Annotated in this window: 23 protein-coding genes; all 23 read left to right on the top strand. The window is 37.1% G+C overall.

The window, feature by feature from the left end; all coding sequences use genetic code 11:
* Positions 1-457 precede the first annotated feature (457 nt).
* Entirely contained in the window at positions 458-1762 is a 1305-nt protein-coding gene (locus F8153_RS01570) for an NfeD family protein (protein WP_151864585.1), read from the top strand.
* Complete coding sequence (gene floA / locus F8153_RS01565) at positions 1762-2760, top strand: flotillin-like protein FloA (protein WP_151864584.1); 999 nt, start codon at positions 1762-1764, stop codon at positions 2758-2760. The genes F8153_RS01570 and floA overlap by 1 nt, the downstream gene beginning before the upstream one ends.
* Before the next feature lie 39 nt (positions 2761-2799).
* Entirely contained in the window at positions 2800-3318 is a 519-nt protein-coding gene (locus tag F8153_RS01560; protein WP_151864583.1) for a hypothetical protein, read from the top strand.
* Between the two features lie 130 nt (positions 3319-3448).
* Positions 3449-3724, top strand: a complete 276-nt coding sequence (gene yqfC, locus F8153_RS01555) for a sporulation protein YqfC (protein ID WP_151864582.1) — start codon at positions 3449-3451, stop codon at positions 3722-3724.
* 12 nt (positions 3725-3736) lie between these two features.
* Positions 3737-4930: a sporulation protein YqfD gene (gene yqfD, locus F8153_RS01550; RefSeq protein ID WP_151864581.1), complete on the top strand. Its 1194-nt coding sequence runs from the start codon at positions 3737-3739 to the stop codon at positions 4928-4930.
* Between the two features lie 3 nt (positions 4931-4933).
* Entirely contained in the window at positions 4934-5956 is a 1023-nt protein-coding gene (locus F8153_RS01545) for a PhoH family protein (RefSeq protein WP_243136859.1), read from the top strand.
* Positions 5957-5977: 21 nt separating this feature from the next.
* Positions 5978-8089 carry an HD family phosphohydrolase gene (locus F8153_RS01540; protein ID WP_151864580.1) on the top strand — a complete coding sequence of 704 codons (2112 nt, stop codon included), beginning with the start codon at positions 5978-5980 and terminating at the stop codon, positions 8087-8089.
* Complete coding sequence (gene ybeY / locus F8153_RS01535; protein ID WP_151864579.1) at positions 8073-8525, top strand: rRNA maturation RNase YbeY; 453 nt, start codon at positions 8073-8075, stop codon at positions 8523-8525. The genes F8153_RS01540 and ybeY overlap by 17 nt, the downstream gene beginning before the upstream one ends.
* 16 nt (positions 8526-8541) lie before the next feature.
* The gene (locus F8153_RS01530) at positions 8542-9240 is read left to right on the top strand and encodes a diacylglycerol kinase (protein ID WP_151864578.1); all 699 of its coding nucleotides are present in this window, start codon (positions 8542-8544) and stop codon (positions 9238-9240) included.
* Positions 9241-9438: 198 nt separating this feature from the next.
* Entirely contained in the window at positions 9439-10506 is a 1068-nt protein-coding gene (locus F8153_RS01525; RefSeq protein WP_151864577.1) for a DUF3048 domain-containing protein, read from the top strand.
* Between the two features lie 15 nt (positions 10507-10521).
* The gene (locus tag F8153_RS01520; protein ID WP_151864576.1) at positions 10522-10914 is read left to right on the top strand and encodes a cytidine deaminase; all 393 of its coding nucleotides are present in this window, start codon (positions 10522-10524) and stop codon (positions 10912-10914) included.
* 19 nt (positions 10915-10933) lie between these two features.
* Positions 10934-11821: a GTPase Era gene (gene era / locus F8153_RS01515; RefSeq protein WP_151864575.1), complete on the top strand. Its 888-nt coding sequence runs from the start codon at positions 10934-10936 to the stop codon at positions 11819-11821.
* Between the two features lie 86 nt (positions 11822-11907).
* Positions 11908-12045: a YqzL family protein gene (locus F8153_RS15920; RefSeq protein ID WP_192929604.1), complete on the top strand. Its 138-nt coding sequence runs from the start codon at positions 11908-11910 to the stop codon at positions 12043-12045.
* Between the two features lie 188 nt (positions 12046-12233).
* Positions 12234-12974 (top strand): DNA repair protein RecO, encoded by a 741-nt coding sequence (recO, locus tag F8153_RS01510; RefSeq protein WP_151864574.1) that lies wholly within the window; start codon positions 12234-12236, stop codon positions 12972-12974.
* Positions 12971-13495, top strand: a complete 525-nt coding sequence (locus tag F8153_RS01505) for a DUF4342 domain-containing protein (protein WP_243136858.1) — start codon at positions 12971-12973, stop codon at positions 13493-13495. The genes recO and F8153_RS01505 overlap by 4 nt, the downstream gene beginning before the upstream one ends.
* A 299-nt stretch (positions 13496-13794) precedes the next feature.
* Positions 13795-15180 carry a glycine--tRNA ligase gene (locus F8153_RS01500; protein WP_192929603.1) on the top strand — a complete coding sequence of 462 codons (1386 nt, stop codon included), beginning with the start codon at positions 13795-13797 and terminating at the stop codon, positions 15178-15180.
* 285 nt (positions 15181-15465) lie between these two features.
* The gene (gene trhA, locus F8153_RS01495) at positions 15466-16128 is read left to right on the top strand and encodes a PAQR family membrane homeostasis protein TrhA (protein ID WP_151864572.1); all 663 of its coding nucleotides are present in this window, start codon (positions 15466-15468) and stop codon (positions 16126-16128) included.
* A 206-nt stretch (positions 16129-16334) separates the two neighbouring features.
* Complete coding sequence (locus tag F8153_RS01490) at positions 16335-16979, top strand: helix-turn-helix transcriptional regulator (RefSeq protein WP_151864593.1); 645 nt, start codon at positions 16335-16337, stop codon at positions 16977-16979.
* The gene (locus F8153_RS01485) at positions 16980-17810 is read left to right on the top strand and encodes a pyruvate, water dikinase regulatory protein (protein WP_151864571.1); all 831 of its coding nucleotides are present in this window, start codon (positions 16980-16982) and stop codon (positions 17808-17810) included.
* Between the two features lie 13 nt (positions 17811-17823).
* Complete coding sequence (gene ppdK / locus F8153_RS01480; RefSeq protein ID WP_151864570.1) at positions 17824-20457, top strand: pyruvate, phosphate dikinase; 2634 nt, start codon at positions 17824-17826, stop codon at positions 20455-20457.
* A 220-nt stretch (positions 20458-20677) separates the two neighbouring features.
* Positions 20678-22039: an aminotransferase-like domain-containing protein gene (locus tag F8153_RS01475; protein ID WP_243136857.1), complete on the top strand. Its 1362-nt coding sequence runs from the start codon at positions 20678-20680 to the stop codon at positions 22037-22039.
* Positions 22040-22165: 126 nt separating this feature from the next.
* A complete protein-coding gene (locus F8153_RS01470; protein ID WP_192929602.1) occupies positions 22166-22429 on the top strand; it encodes a hypothetical protein in 264 nt (87 codons plus the stop codon).
* A complete protein-coding gene (locus F8153_RS01465; protein WP_151864568.1) occupies positions 22419-22748 on the top strand; it encodes a branched-chain amino acid transporter permease in 330 nt (109 codons plus the stop codon). The genes F8153_RS01470 and F8153_RS01465 overlap by 11 nt, the downstream gene beginning before the upstream one ends.
* Positions 22749-23075 lie beyond the last annotated feature (327 nt).

The raw sequence follows: 23075 nt of genomic DNA, 5'->3' as shown, positions 1-23075 counted from the left end.
GGGGGGTTCCCCCTTATTAAAGTAAGGAGAGGTGAGTTGTGTCACGAATAAGTGGCACTATGCCACGAACGGCGCCGAGACGGTGAGGCGACCGAAAAGGAAACGTCCTAGGGAACACATGGGTTCCCTGGAAAACAAAAGCATTTTAACCATAGAAATTTAACGCATGAAATGCTTTTGTTCTTTTTTGCTAAATAAATACCACTAAATATATAAAATTTTCCTTATAAGAGTTTTATTGGAGTAAATTAACTGATAAAATGGATATAGGCATATTACCATGATCTTAAATAATTGCATAAAACTATTCTTTTGACAAGTTAGACATTAAATTGTATATTATAGCCCTTTGACATTTTAAGATGATGTAATTACGGTATAATAATTACAAGAGGTAGAATTTATATAATAGTATTAAAGAATACTTATGTGCAGATAATTATAAGGAGGTGGAAACATGAAGAGAAGGGTTTCATTTATTATTTTAGTTTTAATAGTCCTCTTAAGTATACCAGTAAGTGCATCCAATGAAGAAGGGGTAGTCTATATAATACCCATAAAAGGAGAAATAGGGCCTGCAGTTGAACAGTATGTAGCTGACAGCATAAGAGAAGCAGAAGGGAATCTTAGAACAACAGCAATAATCTTTGAGATTGACACCTATGGTGGGAGAATAGATTCTGCTACAGAGATTAGCGACTTAATGTTATCTATAGAAAAGCCTACCATTTCCTTAGTAAACAAAAAAGCCATATCGGCTGGGGTTCTTGTTACAATATCTGGAGATCATATAGTTATGGCTCCAGGAGGCTCAATAGGGTCAGCAGAGCCAATCCCCAATACAGAAAAGACTCTATCAGCCTGGAGGGGTCTTTTAGAAACAGTAGCTCAAGAGCAGAATAGAGATCCAAAGCTAGTGGCAGCTATGGCAGATAAATCTATAGAAATACCGGATGTGGTAGCTGAGGATAAATTGCTAAATTTAACAAGTCAACAGGCGAAGAATTTGGGCTTAGCAGATTATATTTCCAATGATTATGAGGAGGTCCTTAAATACTTCGAAATAGAATATGGTTCTATAGAGAGGTTGAGAGTACCTGGTAGAGTAAAATTTGCTCAGTTCTTCACAGGAGCCTATATAGCCCCGATTTTATTATCGATAGGCTTCATAGGTCTACTAATTGAAATTCTAACTCCAGGCTTTGGCTTAGGAGGAACAGCCAGCTTAGCTGCATTTACCTTGTATTTTGGAAGTAGTATTCTTGCAGGATATGCAGGCTGGGCAGTATTAGTTTTATTTATCGCAGGTTTGCTTTTACTTACAGTTGAGGCCTTTGCCCCGGGCTTTGGAGTGGCAGGTATAGGGGGTATAATCTGTATAGTGGCCAGTATTATAATGGCTTCCAACAGTGTAGCAACAGCAGTAACTTCCCTTGTAATTGCTTTTATCCTTACCATTATTGCATTTATATTATTGCTAAAATATGCTCCTAAAAATAAGTACTTTAGTAGAATTGTACTATCTGCTAGAGAAAACCCAGATTTAGGGTATACAGCCTCTGGAAGAAAATATGATAGTCACTTGGGGAAAATAGGAGTAGTAAAAACCTTCTTAAGACCCGCTGGCACCATTTTAGTAGAGGATGAACTGCTGGATGTGGTATCTGAAGGAGACTTTATAGAAATAGGCAGTAGGGTAAAAATTGTCAAGATTGAGGGAAGAAAAATAATAGTAAGAAAAATTAATGAGGAGGGATTGTAATGCCAGCATTTGTACCTTTAATTATCATTATAGCAATAGCCTTTATTATGCTGTCAATTTTGTTAAGCTTTATTCCAGTAGGTTTGTGGATTACAGCATATTTTTCAGGAGTTAAAGTTGGAATTTTCACCCTTATCGGAATGCGCTTTAGAAGGGTTCAACCAATTAGGATTGTCAATCCTCTAATTAAAGCAACAAAAGCAGGATTAGATTTAAACATTGATAAGCTTGAGGCCCATTATTTAGCGGGTGGAGATGTAAATAGCGTGGTAGATGCTTTAGTAGCAGCCCAAAGGGCAGAAATCAGTTTGGAGTTCGAACGTGCTGCAGCTATTGACCTTGCAGGTCGTGAGGTTCTACAGGCTGTACAGGTTAGCGTAAATCCAAAGGTAATTGAAACCCCAAAGATTGCAGCTGTAGCTAAGGATGGTATCGAAGTAATGGTTAAAGCCAGAGTTACAGTTAGGGCTAACATTGAAAGGCTTGTAGGGGGAGCTGGAGAAGAAACAATCATTGCAAGGGTTGGCGAGGGTATCGTAACAACCGTTGGATCAGCCGAAAGCCATAAAGAAGTATTAGAGAATCCAGACTTAATTTCCAGAACCGTTTTAAGGAAGGGCCTTGATGCAGGGACTGCTTACGAAATACTATCTATAGATATAGCGGATATAGATATCGGAAGAAATATTGGTGCAAAGCTGCAAACAGATCAAGCTGAGGCTGATAAGCGTATTGCTCAAGCTAAAGCTGAGGAAAGAAGAGCTATGGCGGTTGCCCATGAACAGGAAATGATTGCAGCTGTTCAAGAAATGAGGGCCAAGGTTGTAGAGGCTGAAGCAGAAGTGCCAAGAGCAATGGCCACTGCCCTTAGAGAAGGTAAATTAGGTGTAATGGATTATTATAACATGAAGAATGTATTGGCTGACACCAATATGAGGGAATCTATAGCGAAGGCATCAAAAGAAGATGACAAGAGCAACGACGAGGGTAATAGGTAAAGATTCATCTATAGAAGCCCAAAAAAAGGAAGTGATACAGTGAATTGGGGAAGTATACTAGTATTTATAGCTATTGGTATCATTAGCTCTATTATGAATAAGAGTAAAGAACAGCAGCGTAGGGCTAGAAGCTCACAAGGCAACAATACAGCTCCAAGGCCCCAAGTGAAACCTCAGCCCACGATGCAGCAAGCAAAACCCAAAAGGGCACCCGGTGGCCTTGAGGATTTGTTGAAGGAGTTCCAACGGGATATTAGTACCGTCTTTGGAGAGCTTCAGCAAGATAACAAGCCAAAGGATAAGCAAGTTATCAGAACAATTGAGTCAAAAGAAATGGAGCTTAGAAGATCCAAGGAAGAAGACAAAACTCTAGAGGCCACTAAATATACCATCGAGGATCCTGTAGCCTCAGAGCCTGAAAGCATCAGCTCTATTTATAAAAATGAAATTGGTAGAAAAGGAAAAACTCCCTTAAACCTTAACAAAAAATCCATTATGAATGGTATTATTATGGCAGAGGTTTTAGGCAAACCTAAGGCCTTACAAAATAGATTTTAACAGTCTAATTATTGAATAGATGGGATTCCCAACAATTTGGGAATCCTTTTTTTCTGGATGGATATTCACCTAATTCTGGTCTATAAGTTCCCTGTAGGGCATAAAAATTTATAGATGGGAGGTTGGGGTAATGAAGAAAACAGAGGCAATTAAAAAGAATATCGCAGATGCATTAGAGCTTCCTCAAGACATTTTATTAGACCTACCTAAAATAACCCTAGTGGGTAACCTCCAGCTTTATGTAGAAAATCATAAGGGAATATTGGAATATTCCTCTACTAGAATTAGGATTTTTACTAAAAGTGGAATATTGAGGATTATAGGAAAAAGTTTACTCCTAAAAAGCATTGTGGTGGAGGAAATCATCATTGTTGGAGAAATAAGCGGGTTTGAATTTTTGGATTAGGGAGTGGGGGATTTGCTAATACTCAGACTATGGAATTATTTTAGGGGTTATGTTATCATTGATATAGAGGGCTTAAACCTCGAAAGATTCATTAACAGTTGTATAGAGAATAATATCTATCTTTGGAACATAAAAAGACTAAGCTATACAAAGATTGAAGCCCATGTAGGCATTAGAGGCTTCAAGGCCTTAAGGAGACTATCCCGAAAAACAGGCTGTAGGGTTTCTATTGCTACAAAGTTCGGATATCCTTTTTGGGCCCATAGGCTTAAGAAAAGAAAAATGCTTATAGCTGGAGCATTTTTTTCGTTAATTGTGGTTATTGTCGCCTCCAGCTTCATTTACTCTGTTGATGTTGTTGGAAACGAAAAGGTGGATGAAGAATCTTTGCGTAGTGCCCTTGTTAGGATGGGATTAAAGCCTGGCTCTAATAGATATGCTGTAGATTTGCGGGAAATAGAAAATCAAATATTAATAGAGTTTAATGAATTAGCATGGGTCGGAATAGAGCTAAAGGGTATATATGCTAAGGTAGAAGTGGTTGAAAAGTATATACAAGAAAGGGTTATAGATAAAAATAACCCCTGTAATGTTGTAGCTAAAAAGAATGGTGTTATAGATCAGGTTATTGCCAAAAATGGTGATTCAGTAGTGAAGGAAGGGGATATTGTAGTTGCTGGCGACTTACTAATATCCGGTGTTGTCTCTAGAGAGAATATGGACCCAACGTTCCTCCACGCCTATGGGGAGGTTCTAGCAAGAACCTATTATGAAAAGGTTATTACTAGAGAACTAACCATCATAAAGAAGGAAAAAACCGGTGAGAAATCAACGGTAACGAGGATAGGAATAGGTAAATTAAAACTTTCCTTTGGGGATTCTGAAGTACCCTTCGGCAATTATATCCTTGAAAAAAATATGAAAAGACCAACTATATGGAGGAATATCCGCTTGCCTGTAGAAATAATCAAGGAAGAATATTTTGAAGCAATGGATATCGAAGAGAAGCTGGATATCGAAGTTGTGAAGGAAGAGATTCATCAAGAAGCCATAGACTATTTGATGGGGGAGATCCCTGAGGAAGCAGAAATACTAAATACCTTTATTGATTTTAAAGAGGTTGGTGATCAAATTCAGGGGAAGTTTACAATAGAAGTTCTAGAGGATATTGCACTTCAAGAGAAAATAGACAATAGGGAGGATTAAAAATTGACAGCAGAACATCAGAAAAGAATTCGTGTAGAAAATGATGATTTTATTAGAGAATTATTTGGGAATTTTGATGAAAATATTAAGCTCATACAACGACTAATGGGGATTGATATCGTTATTAGAGAAGGTGAGATTGTTATTATAGGTGATGAAGGAAAGGTTGAGGCTGGAGGAAGGCTGATACATGAGCTAATGAATATTTTCGATAAGGATAAAGAGTTAAACAGCCAGAACATAAGCTATACAATCAATATGATAAAAGAGGGAAATCACGATAAGATAAAGGATTTAGCAGGAGACATTGCCTTTGTAACTGATCGGGGTAAGCCCATAAAACCCAAAACCATTGGTCAGAAGAAATACCTCCAACAGATTGAAAATAAAGATTTAACCTTTGGGATTGGTCCTGCTGGAACCGGTAAAACCTATCTTGCTGTAGCTATGGCAGTAAAGGCCTTTAGAAATGAGCAGGTAAATAGAATTATTTTAACAAGACCTGCTGTAGAGGCTGGTGAGAGCTTAGGCTTTTTACCAGGGGATTTAAAGGACAAGGTGGATCCTTATCTAAGACCTTTATATGATGCTTTATTTGATATCCTGGGGGTTGAGAAATTTCACAAATATATGGAGAAGGGCTTAATAGAGGTCGCCCCTTTAGCCTACATGAGGGGGAGAACCCTAGACTATTCCTTTATCATCTTAGATGAGGCCCAAAATACCACCATAGAGCAAATGAAAATGTTTTTGACACGTTTAGGCTTTGGCTCAAAGGCTGTAGTAACGGGAGATATAACCCAAATAGATTTACCTCGAGGTAAGTATTCAGGATTAATGAATGCAGCAGGTGTTTTAAAAAATGTTGAAGAAATTGGATTTACTTATTTAACCCATAAGGATGTAGTTAGACATCCTTTGGTACAATCAATTATACAAGCCTATGAATTAGACGAAGAGAAGAAGCTGAAAAAGCAGAGTGAAGAGAAGCCCTTTAAGAGAATTGAAAAAAAGGGAAGTAGATAAAAGCAGTGGGAGGAAACCATAATGAAAATCTTTAAAGGTTTAAAGGACAAGCAGTCTAACAAGTTTTTAGACAAAATGTCTAATAATCTAAGGATACAGCATTTTTTACTAGCAGTTTTGTTTTTTGCATGTGTTTTTGCCATCTTGCTTACAAGCTTAAAACCTCCACAGTTCGATTTAGTGGTTGGGCAAAGGGCTCCTGTAGATATTAGAGCTTCAAAGGATATAGAAGATTCAATAGAAACTCAACGTTTGAAAAATTTAGCAGCAGAAGAGGTGGATTCTGAATACAAGCTAGAAACATCCTTTCATATGGAGGTTAAGAAGGATATAGAAAAGTTCTTCTCCTTTATTTATGAAATTAAAGATAATCAAGAGATGGAATTCCTAGATAAGAAAATTGCTCTAGAAACCAATGACTTAAACATAACTGGACCCAATATCACTGCTGCCCTTGAGGCATCTACCGAAATACTTAGGTATTTAGAGAATTATATATATGAAATAATTACCACTTATATGAATGATGGAATAAAAATAGAAGAGCTACAAATAGAGAAGAATAATATAAAAGACTACATCATGTCTATTGAGGACTTTGATAACAACTTAAAGGAATTGTCAGTAGCCATTATTAATGCCACCATCAGACCCAATCAATTCTTGGATTTAGAGCTGACGGAGCAAAAGAGACAAGAAGCCATGGAAGCAATTGAAAAGGTGATGATCCGTAAGGGTGATATCATCCTTAGGGAAGGAGAAAACGTAACCTACGATAAGCTACAGATCATGAGTGAACTGGGACTATTGGCTAAGGATAGAAAAGTAGATTTTATGCTTTATACGGGAATCGCCTCAATTGTTCTCGTTATCGAATTTCTTTTAGTAGCCTATATATATGTCTTTAACAAGGAATTATTGAAGAAAACCAGTCGTCTCTTTATGATGATTCTGATTTTCTTATGTGTTTTGATTATCTCAAAGGTTCTTGCCATAATCTCTATATATCTTATCCCTGTAGCGGTATCCGCCATGCTCCTGGCGATACTCATAGATGCAAGATTAGCCTTTTTGGTGAACCTATGCTTAACAATCCTAATCAGCATTGTTACTGGGAATGATTTTAGCTTTATTGCTATGGGGCTTATAGGGGGAACCGTTGGAGTATTCAGTGTTATAAACACTCAGCAAAGAGGGAATATTTTTGTATCGGGTTTAATCATTAGCATAGTCAACTTAATTACGATAATAGGCATCGGTTTTGTCAGCAGCAGTGAGATTACTAAGACCCTGACCTTTGGATTTTATGGTGTATTAAATGGTATTTTATGCTCCATCTTAACTGTAGGATCCTTGCCTCTATGGGAAACAGTTTTTCACATTGTTACTCCCCTTAAACTACTGGAGCTCTCTAATCCCAATCATCCATTGCTTAAGAAACTGTTAATAGAAGCGCCGGGTACCTATCATCATAGCATTATCGTTGGAAACCTGAGTGAAGCTGCCACAAATGCAGTGGGAGGCAATTCCCTTTTAGCCAGAACGGGAGCCTTTTATCATGACATAGGTAAAACCAGTCGCCCCTATTTCTTTAAGGAGAATCAGCTATCGGCTGAGAATCCCCATGACAAAATTAATCCATCCTTAAGCAGCTTGATTATTACTGGCCATGTTAAAGAGGGATTAGAGCTGGCTAATAAATATAAGCTGCCAGAAGAAATTAAGGATTTCATTACTCAACACCATGGTAATACCTTGGTGGCCTACTTTTATCACAAGGCTAAAAATGCCAATAGCGATGAAGAAATAGATGAGAATACCTTTAGGTACAATGGAACCAAGCCTCTAAATAAAGAAACTGCCATTGTGATGCTGGCAGACTCTGTAGAGGCAGCGGTAAGAAGCTTAACCTCCCATACCAAGGAAAAAATTGAGGCAATGATTCATAAGATCTTTAAAGATAAGCTGGAGGATGGACAGCTGGAGGATTGTAATTTAACCTTAAAGGAATTAGAAAAAATTAAGCAAGCTTTTTTAAGTGTTCTTCTGGGAATTTTCCATGAGAGGATTGCATATCCAGACCAAGATATTAAAGAGTTGAAGGGAAGGAAGGCCCATGAGTCTAGCAATTGATAATAGACAAAATATAATAGCCATTGATGAGCAGTTGATTTCTATACTGGAAAGGGCCGTAGAAGAGTCCCTGATTTATGAAGGATGGGATCCAGACTACGAGGTAAGCCTTTCCTTAGTAGATAATAAGGAAATACAGGATTTAAATAAGAACTATCGGGGAAAGGATTATGCTACAGATGTATTATCCTTTCCCTTGGTGGAGGATGAAGAAATAGATATAGAGGAGAAGCTACTGGGGGATATTGTAATATCAGTCGAAAAGGCCCAAGAACAGGCTCAGGAATATGGCCATAGCTTCTCACGGGAAATGTCCTTCTTGGTTGTCCATAGCATGTTTCATCTTATGGGCTATGATCATGAGGATGAAGAGGCTGAAGCTGAAATGCGAGGAAGGGAAGAGGCTGTATTAGAAATAATCGGCCAAGTTCGTTGATAATGAGGTTGAAAAAATGAGAGTTAGGAAACTAATTGATAGCTTTAACTTTGCCTTTGAGGGTATTATATATGCCTTTAAAACTCAAAGAAATATGAAAATACACTTCTTGATGGCTATTTTAATATTAAGCTTAAGTCTGTTTTTTGACCTTAGTAAAATAGAAATATTAGTACTGATCTTAACCATATCCATGGTGATTATTGCAGAAATGATTAATACTTCAATTGAAATGACCATCGATTTGATTACAGATAAATACCATATATTTGCTAAAATTGCTAAGAATGTGGCAGCTGGTGCAGTATTAATATCAGCAATTAATTCAATTATAGTAGCCTATTTTATTTTTTTTCATAAGGTAAATCCCTTTACTCAAATTGTTCTTCATAGGGTTAGGCAATCTCCCATACATATTACCTTTATTATTTTTCTTGTAGTGGTTTTCACCACCATAGCCTTGAAGGCTTACTTTAGGAGAGGGACAGCCCTAAAGGGTGGTATGCCCAGTGGCCATGCTGCAGTTGCCTTTGCATTGGCAACCTCCATAACCTTTATTTCAGAAAATACCTTTGTTGCAACACTTTCATTACTAATGGCTTTATTGGTATGTCAAAGTAGAATAGAAGGAAAAATTCATACAGTATATGAAGTACTTGCTGGTGCAGTTATTGGCGGATTAATTTCCATATTGTTCTTTCAGATATTTGGTTAACGTAATGATAAGGACAGGTGATACATATGTGGAAGGAAATTACAATACCAACCCCACATCTGGGATGTTTGTGATGATCCCTAAGGATGACATGATAATGCTGGATATTACTGTAGAGGAAGCTATCAAACTGGTGGTATCAGGAGGAATCATGAGACCTCAGAAAATACCTTAGGGTTCGAGAAAGGGTGTTTATCAATGAAGACGTTGAAGAAAAAAAGTCTGTTGCTTTTACTAATGGTTATTTTGGTGGTTTATAGTATTGGATGTAGTAAAGCACCAGAGGTAGAAAATGATGAGGTTGTAGAAGAAGAGGTAGTTATTGAAATAACCGATCCCGATAAAGATGAAGAGCAGATTGTGGCAAAGGAAGGAATTCCCTCCCCCCTAAGTGGCCTTTATTATCCAGAAGAATTAATTGATAGAAGACCCATAGTCATTGTATTTGATAATCATAGTAAGGCAAGACCTCAAGCAGGTCTGATAGAGGCTGAAATAGCCTATGAGTTTTTAGCAGAGGGAGATATCACAAGGTATGTAGGGGTTTTTTTAGCCGGTGAGCCCAAGGATATTGGGGGAATAAGAAGTGCTAGACCCTACTTAATTCAAAAGGCTTTAGAATTTGATGGATATTTTGTTCATGTAGGTTACAGCCCTCAGGGAGATTTGGATATCAGAAATTATAAGGTAAATAATATAAATGCTCTTAATAGAGGCAATGATGTTTTCTGGAGGAAAAATCACAAGTATGCCCCCCATAATATGTATAGTAGCTATGAGGCTATTAGAAGGGCAGTTGACAGCAGTAAATATAGAAGTGAATGTCAGCTGGTGGGCTACAGCTTCCATGAAGAATTAACCGATATAGAAGGTAAAGATGCATCGGAAATCAAAATATTTTATAGTAGTCCCTATCAAGCATCATACATATATAACAAAGATGAAAGGATATATTATAGATACTATAATGGCAAGCCCCATCTCGACGAAATTACAGAAGAACAACTAACTGCCAGCAATATTATCATACAAGTGGTTAAAGCCAAAGTGGTAGACTCAGAGTTAAGGCTTGAGATGGAGACCATTGGTAGTGGTACTGGACTTTACATAACGAAGGGGAAGACAATGGAGATTACCTGGAAAAAGGATAACTACCAGGCTCTAACCAAGTATTATGATGAAGAAGGAAAAGAATTAATATTAAATCCGGGAAAGACATGGATTCAAGTTATAAAAAATATTGATTATGTAACAATCATTGAATAATCGGAGGGATTTAAATTGAAATATAAAGAGTTAATGAAAAAAGCCCTGGAAGCAAGGGAATATGCCTATGTACCCTATTCAAGTTTTCCAGTGGGAGCTGCATTGTTAACGAAGTCGGGTAAGGTTTATACAGGCTGTAATATTGAATGTGCATCCTATGGTGGAACCAATTGTGCTGAGAGAACAGCCATTTTCAAAGCTGTTTCCGAGGGAGAAAAGGAAATAGAGGCCATAGCTGTTGTTGGAGATTTAGAAAACTACACCTTCCCTTGTGGGATATGCCGACAGGTAATTGTGGAATTTGGTAGGGATATAAAAATAATTATAGGGAAATCTGAAAATGATTATAAAATTTATTCTATGGAAGAGATTTTACCCCATTCATTTTCACCAGACTCATTGAAATAAGAAACGGAGGCATTGTACTATGAGCTATAGATCAGGCTTTGTAACAATTGTAGGAAGGCCTAATGTTGGGAAATCCACTTTAATGAATCAATTAATTGGTGAAAAAATAGCCATTATTTCTGATAAACCCCAAACCACAAGAAACAAAATACAGTGTATTTTAAACGATGAGGATTTTCAAATTATTTTCCTGGATACACCAGGTATACACAAACCAAAGCATAAGCTAGGAGAGTATATGGTTAAGGTGGCTAGTGATACGTTAAAAGAGGTGGATGTAGTTCTTTTTGTTGTGGATGAGGGAACTCATATTGGTCCTGGAGATCGGTTTATTATGGATCAGTTGGAAAATATCAAAACTCCCATCATTTTAGTAATGAACAAAATTGATAAGATGAAACAAGAGGAATTTAACCTATTATATGAAGCTTATAGAGAATCTGGACTTTTCCATGATATAATTGGTATATCAGCCCTAGAGGGTGCCAATCTAAATTCTTTAATTCATAAAATTTCAGAGCTTTTACCAGAGGGACCCCCATATTTTCCTGCCGAAATGATTACTGATCAGCCAGAAAGAGTAATTGTGGCTGAAATTATAAGGGAAAAAATTCTGAATTATACTGACCAAGAGGTTCCCCATGGCATTGCAGTTGAGGTTACCATGATGAAGGAACGTCAGAATCAGGATATTGTAGATATTAATGCCACCATATATTGTGAGAGAAAGTCCCATAAGGGGATTATTATCGGTAAGGGTGGCCGGAAGCTTAAAGGAATAGGTAAAAGCGCAAGAGAAGATACTGAAGGCCTTTTAGGCTCAAAGGTATATCTAGAGCTTTGGGTTAAGATTAAAGAAGATTGGAGAAATAGTGATAGTATTTTAAAGGGTTTTGGATACGAATAGAAAATTACATATTTTTCATTGAATACAAGTTCCCCTAATACAAAAAATAAGAATGATATTTTAAATTTGGAAAGGGGACCTTTTGTATGCTAAGGAAGGAAATATGGAATATATTTATAAAGACAGGGAACATTGAAGCCTATTTGTTCGAGAATACTTATTGCCAACAAGATATGAAGGCTAATGAAGAATCGGATCTAGAAAGGGTAAGTAATGATAAGTAGAGAAAATAAATGAAAAGTGAAAAATGAAAAATGAAAAATGTAAAGTGAAAAATGAAGATTTGAAGATTGAAGATTGAAAGTTAAAGGTTGAAATAATTATAATGCAATAATTGATGTTGTTGAGTTTAACCTTAAACTTTACACTTTTAACTTATAACTTTTCACTTCTTTTCCTGGGGGACATTTAAATGCTCATAAAAACAGAGGGTATTGTTTTAAAAAACAGAAAATATGGTGAAAATGATAGTCTATTAACCATCTTTACCAGAAAGGCTGGTAAGGTTAATGCTATAGCAAAGGGTGGTAGAAAACCAAAGAGCAATCTTTTGGCGGGAATCCAGCCCTTTTGCTATAGCGATTTTGTATTGTATAAAGGGAAAAGCCTATATACCATCAGTCAATGCGAGTCTAAGGAAATCTTTTATTCTATTAGAGAAGACTTAACAAGATTATCCTATGGAGCCTATCTTCTTCAGCTTGTTGAAGCTGTCATCAATGAAGGACAAACAAACCATCGCCTTTTTAGCTTGCTCGGAAAAGCCCTCTTTCTATTAAAGAAGGAGGACATAGAAATTCAATCAATTATTCGAAGCTTCGAGTTAAATTATTTAGTATATGCTGGTTACAAACCTCATCTTACCAGCTGCATAAACTGTAACACCACCGAAATGAAAGACCTACGCTTTAGTATTCAAGAGGGAGGGATCCTTTGCCCAAAATGTCATCATACTGACCCCTTTGCCCTAAGGGTATCTGAAACCACCATTAAGTTGGCCTATTATCTTTTAAATAAGGATATCGTAGAAATTCAAAAGTTAAAAATCCACCCTTTACTAAATGAGCAGTTAAAAAAAATCATAAAAAAATATATAGTTGCCCATATTAATATATATGAGTTCAAAAGCCTAGATCTGGTAGATAAACTATGAAGGGAGTAGATGTTATGGATATTAGCTTAGAGAAAATTGATATTATTAGGGAACGTACAGGCATAAGCTACAAAGAAGCTAGGGAGGTTCTTGAAAAAACCAATGGCGATATTGTAGAAGCCCTTATTGCCATAGAGGATAAGCAGGATAAAAAGTGGACAGATACTATAAATGTTGCAGGAAATGAAGTAGTAGAGAAGTTAAAAACATTAATCAAAAAGGGTAATGTAACAAGAATCATCTTAAAAAAAGATGGAGAAGTAATGTTGAATATTCCCGTAACTGCTGGGGCAGTTGGTGTGGTCCTTGGCCCCTTTGTATCTATAGTAGGAATATCAGCAGCCCTTTTATCTAAGGCCACCATCGAAATTGTAAAAAGTAATGGAGATGTTGTTGACATCAATGATATGGCAGAAGAAAAAATTAATGAGCTAAGGGGTAAGGGTAAAAAATCAGCAGCAGATGTTGATGAAAACATGGCAGATGAATTAGATAAGCTGAATGACGGAGGAGATTATTAGTAGGGAACTATTAGTAGGGAACTATTGACAACTACCATAGAATTTGTTAAATTAAATAAAACAAATATTAAATAGTGGGCGATGAGAAAGAGGAGTAATAATCTTCGACTATAATAGCGAGTTGGGATGGTGTAAGCCAACATAGTCAGGTTTATGAAGGGCACTTTTTAGCTCTATAATTTAAGTGGGTGTTTAATACCAACTAGGGTGGAACCGCGGAAGTTAAGTCTTTCGTCCCTATCAGGGATGAAGGGCTTTTTGTTTTTGGAATTTTAAAATAGAAGAAGGGAATGATGGTGATGTCAGAGGTTACAATGGAAAAAATCGTTTCGATGGCTAAGTCTAGGGGTTTTGTTTTCCCAGGCTCAGAGATTTACGGAGGGTTGGCTAATACATGGGATTATGGTCCATTGGGAGTAGAACTTAAAAACAATGTAAAAAAGGCATGGTGGAAAAAGTTCGTACAACAAAGCCCCTATAATGTGGGTTTAGATTCAGCAATACTAATGAACCCTCAAACCTGGGTGGCCTCAGGTCATGTTGGTGGATTTAATGACCCATTAAAGGATTGTAAAAAGTGTAAGGCTAGGTTTAGAGCCGACAAGCTCATCGAGGATCATGCTTTTAATAATAATCTTGAGATTATAGTCGATGGTTGGGAAAACAAAAGAATGAAGGAATATATTGAAGAGCATAAAATTCTTTGCCCAGAATGTGGTGCCCTAGATTATACTGATATCCGACAATTTAATCTTATGTTTAAGACCTTTCAAGGGGTTACCGAGGATACAAGCACTGAAATTTATCTAAGACCAGAAACCGCCCAAGGGATATTCATTAATTTTAAAAGCGTACAAAGGACCTCAAGAAAAAAGGTACCCTTTGGAATAGGTCAAATTGGGAAATCCTTTAGAAACGAAATAACACCTGGGAACTTTATTTTTAGAACTAGAGAATTTGAGCAAATGGAGTTGGAATTCTTCTGTAAGCCAGGAGAAGATTTGGAATGGTTTCATTATTGGAGTGATTACTGTAAAAATTGGTTATTATCCCTTGGCTTAAGGGAAGAAAATATCCGCATGAGGGAGCATTCTCAAGAGGAGCTTTCCCACTACAGTAACGCCACTACAGATATTGAGTTTAAATTCCCCTTCGGCTGGGGGGAGCTTTGGGGTATTGCCGATAGAACTGACTACGACCTAAAGCAGCATGCTAACCATTCGGGAGAAGACTTTACTTATATCGACCCCGTTACCAATGAAAGATATGTTCCCTATTGTATAGAGCCTTCTGTAGGGGTAGAACGTTTAACCTTAGCCTTTCTAATTGATGCCTATCGAGAAGAAGAAATTGATGAAAATGATTCTAGGGTGGTATTAAAGCTACATCCAGCCTTAGCTCCCTTTAAGGTGGCCATATTCCCCCTTACTAAAAAGCTAAAGGAACAGACCTTAGAATTATATGAAAAGCTAGCTGAGAAATATATGGTGGATTATGATGAAGCAGGTAGTATCGGTAAGAGATATAGAAGACATGATGAAATAGGAACACCTTATTGTATAACCTTTGATTTTGATTCACTAGAGGACAAATGTGTAACCATCCGAAACAGAGATACAATGGAGCAGGAGAGAATTGAGATGGCCAATTTAGAACTCTACCTTGATGAAAAGCTAAGATTCTAGATTATATAGTAATAAGAAATAAGAATTAAGAATTAGGAATTAAGAGTTATGAATTGTGAAATAAGAATTAAGAATGCAGAGGCTGAAGAACTAAAATTCAAAAGCTAAAGGGTAATTAGGTTAAAGTACCCTTTAGCTTTTTCTTTAACTAAACTCTTATAAGAAGTAAGATACCACCCTATAATTCCATATTAAATTTAAAAAGTTCCTAAAAAAGATATTAAAAAAGGTTTAAAATGGGTTATAATGATTAATATAGAATAATTTATGATATGGAGGTATTATATGAAGGATCAAGTTAAACCTAAAAGATACTCTTTTGGTGAGGAGTTGGCTAATGCTATAACCCATGGCTTGGGAATTCTATTTGGGATAGTGACCTTGATTGTCTTTCTTATAATAGCCATAAGAGAGAAAAGTCCTATCGCAATCACTGCCTTTAGTATCTATGGCGGTTGTTCAATTGCACTATACACCTCATCTACCCTATACCATAGCTTTCAGAAGGAAAAAATAAAGAAAATATTACGGGTTTTCGATCATTCTTCGATTTTTTTGTTTATTGCAGGTACCTATACCCCAGTTGCTTTACTGGCTTTAACTGGATACTGGCGAGTAGGAATCCTGGCTGCTGTTTGGACAATTGCTATTGTTGGGATTGTTTTTAAAATTATTACCTTTAATAAATTTGATAAGCATAAGGCCCTATCCTTAGGTTTGTATATCCTAATGGGTTGGATTGTGATTATTGCAATTAAACCTATGGTGGAACTGGCACCTAAAGGTCTATTAATTTGGCTTTTAGCTGGAGGGCTGGTTTATACTGCAGGAACCATCTTCTATGCCATTAAGAGAATTCCCTTTAACCATGCTATATGGCATCTGTTTGTTCTAACGGGTAGTGCCTTTCATTTTGTTGGGATTTTAAAATATTTAGCATTAGCATAAAATAGCTGATTGTATAAACTACTAAGCGCCCTTTGGGGTGCTTTTTCTATGAAAAGCCTTTCATTATTAAAGGTTATTTTCATTTTTCTAGCAGTGTATATTTAATTTTTAGTAGCAAAAGCTAGAAAAATATGATAAATTAATCATATAGCATAACACATTTATAAATAGCATAGCACAATATGAAGCCTATAACAATTAAAGGGGTGATTCTAATAGAGTTATCAGCTAGACAACAAAGGATCATTGAGATAGTGAAGGAGCAGGAGCCTATAACAAGTGAGCACATTGCCAGTATCTTGAAGGTTACTAGAGCCACACTAAGACCAGATTTGGCTATATTAACAATGACGGGGATTCTAGATGCAAGGCCTAAGGTGGGATATTTCTTTTCGGGAAAACCCGATGTGAATTTATTTACCCAGGAGGTTAAAGGCGTAAAGGTTTCAGATATCATGACCCATCCTGTGGTTGTATCAGAGGAGACCTCAGTTTATGATGCCATCGTTCAGCTTTTTCTCGAGGACGTAGGAACCATTTTCGTTGTAAGTGATGGATTATTAATGGGTGTGGTTTCTCGGAAGGATTTTTTAAAAAGTGCCCTAGGGGGATCAGACATTAATAAGGTTCCCGTAGGTATGATCATGACGAGAAAACCCAATATTATCACCGTAACCGGAGAGGAAGATGCATTAATAGCAGCAGAAAAAATTATGCATCATGAGGTGGATAGTTTGCCAGTGGTTGAAAAGACCATTGATGATGGTAAGGAACAGCTGCGGGTTATCGGAAAAATTTCTAAAAGCAGCTTAACGAGACTGTTAGTAGACTTATGTAGAGGAGGGCTATAATTGGATAAACCAAGCATTGTAATTTATATCATATCAGATTCCATTGGTGAGACTGCCGAACAGGTGGCAAAGGCAGGAATTAGCCAATTCAACGTAAATGATCATGAGCTTAGACGTTTTCCTTTTGTGACAGATAAAAATCAGATTATGGAAATTTTAGAAGAAGCTAAATCAGAAAAATCTGTAATCGTATTTACCATGGTAATAGAAGAATTCAAAAACATTCTTCAAGAAGAGGCTGCAAAGCATAACATACCCTGTATAGATATAATGACACCGGTAATCGATTCAATGAGTCAAGCCCTACATAATGCACCAAGAAGAGAACCAGGACTCATTAGAAGGCTAGATGAAAAATACTTCCGTAAGGTGGAGGCCATAGAATTTGCAGTAAAGTATGACGACGGTAAGGATCCTAGAGGCCTTAAAAAGGCAGATTTGGTTCTAATAGGGATCTCCAGAACATCCAAGACACCCCTTAGCATGTATTTGGCCCATAAGAATATAAAGGTAGCCAATGTTCCATTGGTTCCAGAGGTGGCGCCTCCAAAGGAATTATTTGAAGTTCCTCCTAAAAAGATCATCGGTTTAACGACAAACCCTATGAAGCTTATAGAAATACGACAGGAAAGGCTAAAGGCTTTAGGTCTTAAGCATGAGGCCAATTATGCCAGCATGGAAAGAATCCTTAATGAGCTAGACTATGCAGAGGAAATCATGAAAAAACTAGGTTGTCCAGTGATTGATGTGTCTAGTAAGGCAGTTGAGGAAAGTGCCAGTATCATTTTAGAGATCTTTAGGGAAATTGGTTATAAGATTAATGGTAGATAATAGGAGGGTGCATATGGAGAAATTTGTATATGACTTTAAAGAGGGTTCAAAGGAAATGAAGCCTTTATTGGGGGGTAAAGGGGCAAACTTAGCTGAGATGACCAAAATAGGACTACCTGTTCCCCATGGATTCACTGTAACCACTGAAGCTTGTAACGCCTACTATAAAAAAGGATCAACCCTCTGGGAGGAGCTTAAGGAGGAAATTTTTAAGCATTTACAGAGTATAGAAACGGTCTCAGGTAAGGTATTCGGAGATGTAAATAATCCTTTATTGGTTTCTGTAAGATCCGGAGCTGTCTTCTCCATGCCTGGGATGATGGACACCATTTTGAATCTTGGATTAAACGATCAATCGGTGGAGGGGTTAGCAAAGGCCACCAATAACCATCGATTTGCCTATGATAGCTATAGAAGATTTATTCAGATGTTCGGAGATGTAGTGTTGCAAATCAAGAAATACAAGTTTGAGCATGCAATGGAAAAGCTTAAGGAAAGTAGAAATGTTGAACTGGATATTGATCTTACCAGTGAGGATTTGAAACATCTAGTGGAGGATTTTAAAAAGATCACCTTAAAGGAGACAGGAGAAGAATTTCCGCAGGATGTAAGACAACAGTTATTAATGGCCATAGAAGCAGTTTTTAAATCTTGGAATAACCCAAGGGCCAAGGTTTATCGTAAAATCAATGATATTCCAGAGCACTTAGGCACAGCTGTAAATGTGCAAATGATGGTCTTTGGAAATATGGGAGAAACATCCGGTACTGGGGTAGCCTTTACACGGAATCCCTCCAATGGGGAGAAGGTTCTTTTTGGAGAATTCTTAATGAATGCCCAGGGAGAGGATGTTGTTGCAGGAATCCGTACACCAAAGGAAATTAAGGATCTGCAGGAAAGAATGCCCAATGCCTATCAAAGCTTCGTAGAGGTTTGTGGAATTCTTGAAGATCATTATAGAGATATGCAGGATATTGAGTTTACTATTGAGAAGGGTAATCTATTTATTCTTCAAACTCGAAATGGAAAGCGAACCACCCATGCCGCCATCAATATAGCGGTAGATATGGTTCATGAAGGCTTAATTTCTAAGAAGGAAGCTATTATGAGGGTAGAGCCCCAACAATTAGATCAGCTTTTACATCCTACCTTTGATGAGAGAGAACTGGAAAAGGCTGAAATTATCACAAAGGGACTACCAGCCTCTGCTGGTGCCGCTTCAGGAAGGGTTTATTTCTCTCCTGAAGACGTAGTAAAGGCCAATGCCAGCGGAGAAAAGGCCATTTTGGTTCGACACGAAACATCCCCGGAGGATATAGAAGGAATGGTGGCTTCCGTTGGGATATTAACTGCCCGTGGTGGAATGACCTCCCATGCAGCAGTAGTGGCAAGGGGAATGGGTAAATGCTGTGTTGCTGGTGCAGGTGAGGTAAAAATCCATGAGGCTATAAAGCAATTTAAGGTTAGAGATCAGGTGTTTCATGAGGGGGATTACATATCCCTGAATGGGAACACTGGAGAAATCTTTACAGGTGAAATCAAAACACAAAACCCTCAATTATCCGGTAATTTTGAAGTATATATGAAGTGGGCAGATGACTTTAGACGGCTGAAAATAAGAACCAATGCTGATACCCCAAGGGATACCCGCCAAGCAATTGAGTTTGGTGCAGAGGGAATAGGTTTATGTAGAACAGAGCATATGTTTTTCGAGGACACTAGAATTCCAGTGGTTAGACAGATGATTGTTTCTAGAACCATTGAACAAAGGAAAAACGCCCTTCAACAGCTATTGCCAATGCAAAGGCAGGATTTCTTAGAAATATTTGAGGTTATGGGTGAAAGACCCGTAACAATAAGACTCTTGGATCCTCCTCTACATGAGTTTTTACCCCATGAGGATGAAGATGTTAAGGCCTTAGCCCAAACAATGGAGATTTCCTATCAGCAGTTGAAGGAAGTGGTTAATGATCTAAAAGAATTCAACCCAATGCTGGGCCACAGGGGCTGTAGATTGGCAATAACCTATCCAGAAATTTATCAAATGCAGGTGCAGGCCATTATTGAAGCAGCTGTGATAGCCAAGGTAGAAAGGGGCTTAGAGGTCATTCCAGAAATCATGGTTCCCTTAGTGGGAGAGGTAAAGGAGCTGGAGTTTGTTAAGGAGCTGATCATTAAAACAGCCGATGAGGTTTTTGAAGAAAAAGGTACCAGTGTTCAATACTTAATTGGAACCATGATTGAAATTCCTAGAGCTTGTGTTACCGCAGATATTATTGCCAAGGAAGCAGAGTTTTTCTCCTTTGGAACCAATGATTTAACTCAAATGGCCTATGGTTTTTCTAGGGATGACGCAGGATCCTTTATTAAGGAATATATAGATAAGGCTATTTTAGAAAAGGACCCCTTCCAAAGGATTGATAGAACAGGTGTAGGTAAATTAATGGAGATAGCAGTGGAGCTTGGCAAAAAAGCTAGACCCAATATTAAGCTAGGGATTTGTGGAGAGCATGGTGGAGAACCTAATTCCATAGAGTTCTGTCATTTACTTGGCCTTGATTATGTTTCCTGTTCACCCTTCAGAGTTCCAATTGCAAGATTGGCAGCAGCCCAGGCGGCGATTAACTCAAAAGACCAATTGAAGTAGGATTTTAAATAATGTAATTCTTAACTAAAGCTTTACAACCAAACATTATTTAATACTAATAATACTATAAAAAAGGTGTTGGAATCATTTTAAAATGTCCAGCACCTTACATTTACTAACTTTTTTAGAATAATTCTTGCCTCATCTGCCATGCAATCATATAATTGTGTGATAGGAAGGATGTGATAGAATGCCTGTAAATTCATTTGAAAATTATCCCATGTCTTGGAAACCTGTCTTAGATAAAACAATTAAACCACTATATTTTTCATTAGCAAATCAACTGGAACAGGATATTATAAGCGGCAGGTTAGTTCCAGGAACTAAATTGCCACCCTATAGAGAATTAGCTGATTTTTTAGACATAAATGTAAGTACTGTTTCAAAAGCTTTTAAGGTGTGTATTTTAAAAGGTTTATTAAGCACAACTGTGGGAAGTGGAACGTTTGTTTCTTTTGATGCCCTTTCCAATGCTTACTTGCTTACTGATGGAAAACCAAAGAACATTATCGAAATGGGTGCTACTATTCCAGAGCCAGCCTCTTACGAACCACTTATGCTACAATTAAAAAACATTGTAATTGAATCTGACTTTATAAAATGCTTCAGCTATAGTAGATCTGGAGATGTGCAATGGCAGAAAGATGCTGCAGTAAAATTTATCTCTAAGGGTGGGTTTGTTACAGAGGTTAAAAATATTTTATTTGCTAGTGGCGGTCAAAATGCTATCACAGCTACTCTTATTGGCTTATGTCAGCATGGAGATAAGATTGGTACTGATCCCCATACTTACTCTGGATTAAAAACATCAGCAAGCATGCTTGGTGTTCAACTTGTACCACTCAAAAATGAAGGGCTAGAAATGAACCAAGATGCGCTGATGTATGCTTGTAAAAATGAGAATCTAAAGGGTATTTACTTGATACCAGACTATCAAAATCCAACTACCCATACCATGTCCATCGAAGGCAGAAAAGCATTAGCTAGAATTGCAAAAGAATACGATATTTTCATCATAGAGGATGCTGCTTATAGTCTAATGCATGAAAAACCATTACCGGCTGTAGCATCATTTGCACCAGAACATACTATCTATATAGCCAGTATGTCTAAAGCCATTGGTCCTGGCCTACGTTTAGCTTATATATCAGCTCCAGAAAGGTATAAAAAGCTTCTGTCAAATGCCCTTTATAATATGAATATATCTGTTGCTCCATTGATGGCAGAATTAGCTGCGCGTATGATTGTATCAAATCAAATAGATGGAGTTATTGAGAGTCACCGAAAGCATACAATTGATAGAAACCAACTGGTTAATTATTATTTATCTGAATATGATTGTCTTGGTGAAAATACTTGTATTTTTAGGTGGCTGAAGCTACCAGGCAAAATATCAGCTACAGACTTTGAAGCATTGGCATTGAAGCATGGTGTTCAAGTATATGGGGCAGATCGATTTACTGTTGGCAATAGTAATCCTGAAAAAGCAGTTCGTTTGTCTATTGCTGCACCTGAAACCATAAAAGAGTTAGAAAAAGGCTTGATAATCTTGAGGAATTTGATTAGGTCAATAGAACAATAAAATGAAATTGTACGCCATACAATTATTGCATTGTATGGCGTATTTTCATTTGCTAGTATATATGGTAAGGAAAAGGTAGCTCTCATATGTCATGTGTTATGGGCTTTCAGTTGCACAATGGGGGCTTTGGCTGGTGAAATGCTACCCCTTGATATGAGGGGAGTTGAATTTTCTGCTACGGCATTTTTTGTTGTGGTCTGTGTCAATCAATGGCATCAAGTAGATTCCCATATCCCTGTAATCACTGGTTTTACAAGTGCCATTGCATTTTATATTCTATTAGGAGCAGACTACTTTATACTTCCTGCATTATCAGTGAGTTTAATTTTACTAACCATAATGAGGGAACGAATAGATATTCAAATGGGAGGAATGAGTAATGACAACTGATTATGGATTTTCTGTTGCAGTCCTTATTGTAGTCGCGTCAATAACAGGCCTCACTCGTGCTATACCCTACCTTTTGTTTGGTGGAATGAATGAACTTCCCAAAACCGTTCACTATCTTGGTACAGTTTTACCTGCTTCTATAATGATTATATTAGTGGTTTACTGTCTAAGGAACATTGACTTGAATACCTTTCCGTTTGGAATAGTGGAATTACTTTCAGTTGGCATTGTTGTAGCTATACATGTCAAAAAAAGGAATGCTTTTCTCAGTATTTTTCTTGGAACAGCATGCTATATGATTTTGATTCGTACAGTGTAGCCGATATAGATTTTATCGAAGAAGCTGAGAAGTTTAAAAATGTGATGATTACAAAATTGTTCCATAATAGTAAAAAACCGTGTTTGGTCTGATTTGTTGTTTTAATATTAGCGCTTGTATCGAGGGATGCTATAATAAATATAAGTGAAAAAAACTATCTACTATCATGAAAATAAAAAAGAGACAATTACCTGCTAAATTCACAAAATAAAAGTATCTTTTTCTCTAATTCGATTTGTTTTTTGTTCTTAAACCTTGAATAAAATTTTAATCTTTCTTACATATGTGATTCTATCTAAAATAAATTCTTCTTTCTTCTCTTATTCA

It is taken from the genome of Alkaliphilus serpentinus (assembly GCF_009017255.1).
Taxonomy (GTDB): domain Bacteria; phylum Bacillota; class Clostridia; order Peptostreptococcales; family Natronincolaceae; genus Alkaliphilus_D; species Alkaliphilus_D serpentinus.
Note: the sequence above shows the minus strand (reverse complement) of the source record. Positions and strands in the feature narration are given on the sequence as shown.

Bases quoted from the DNA above. Each gene is read 5' to 3' on its own strand.
- F8153_RS01570 (WP_151864585.1), top strand. From the start codon at position 458: ATGAAGAGAAGGGTTTCATTTATTATTTTAGTTTTAATAGTCCTCTTA.
- floA (WP_151864584.1), top strand. From the start codon at position 1,762: ATGCCAGCATTTGTACCTTTAATTATCATTATAGCAATAGCCTTTATT.
- yqfC (WP_151864582.1), top strand. From the start codon at position 3,449: ATGAAGAAAACAGAGGCAATTAAAAAGAATATCGCAGATGCATTAGAG.
- F8153_RS01540 (WP_151864580.1), top strand. From the start codon at position 5,978: ATGAAAATCTTTAAAGGTTTAAAGGACAAGCAGTCTAACAAGTTTTTA.
- ybeY (WP_151864579.1), top strand. From the start codon at position 8,073: ATGAGTCTAGCAATTGATAATAGACAAAATATAATAGCCATTGATGAG.
- F8153_RS01530 (WP_151864578.1), top strand. From the start codon at position 8,542: ATGAGAGTTAGGAAACTAATTGATAGCTTTAACTTTGCCTTTGAGGGT.
- F8153_RS01525 (WP_151864577.1), top strand. From the start codon at position 9,439: ATGAAGACGTTGAAGAAAAAAAGTCTGTTGCTTTTACTAATGGTTATT.
- era (WP_151864575.1), top strand. From the start codon at position 10,934: ATGAGCTATAGATCAGGCTTTGTAACAATTGTAGGAAGGCCTAATGTT.
- F8153_RS15920 (WP_192929604.1), top strand. From the start codon at position 11,908: ATGCTAAGGAAGGAAATATGGAATATATTTATAAAGACAGGGAACATT.
- recO (WP_151864574.1), top strand. From the start codon at position 12,234: ATGCTCATAAAAACAGAGGGTATTGTTTTAAAAAACAGAAAATATGGT.
- F8153_RS01505 (WP_243136858.1), top strand. From the start codon at position 12,971: ATGAAGGGAGTAGATGTTATGGATATTAGCTTAGAGAAAATTGATATT.
- F8153_RS01500 (WP_192929603.1), top strand. From the start codon at position 13,795: ATGTCAGAGGTTACAATGGAAAAAATCGTTTCGATGGCTAAGTCTAGG.
- trhA (WP_151864572.1), top strand. From the start codon at position 15,466: ATGAAGGATCAAGTTAAACCTAAAAGATACTCTTTTGGTGAGGAGTTG.
- ppdK (WP_151864570.1), top strand. From the start codon at position 17,824: ATGGAGAAATTTGTATATGACTTTAAAGAGGGTTCAAAGGAAATGAAG.
- F8153_RS01475 (WP_243136857.1), top strand. From the start codon at position 20,678: ATGTCTTGGAAACCTGTCTTAGATAAAACAATTAAACCACTATATTTT.
- F8153_RS01465 (WP_151864568.1), top strand. From the start codon at position 22,419: ATGACAACTGATTATGGATTTTCTGTTGCAGTCCTTATTGTAGTCGCG.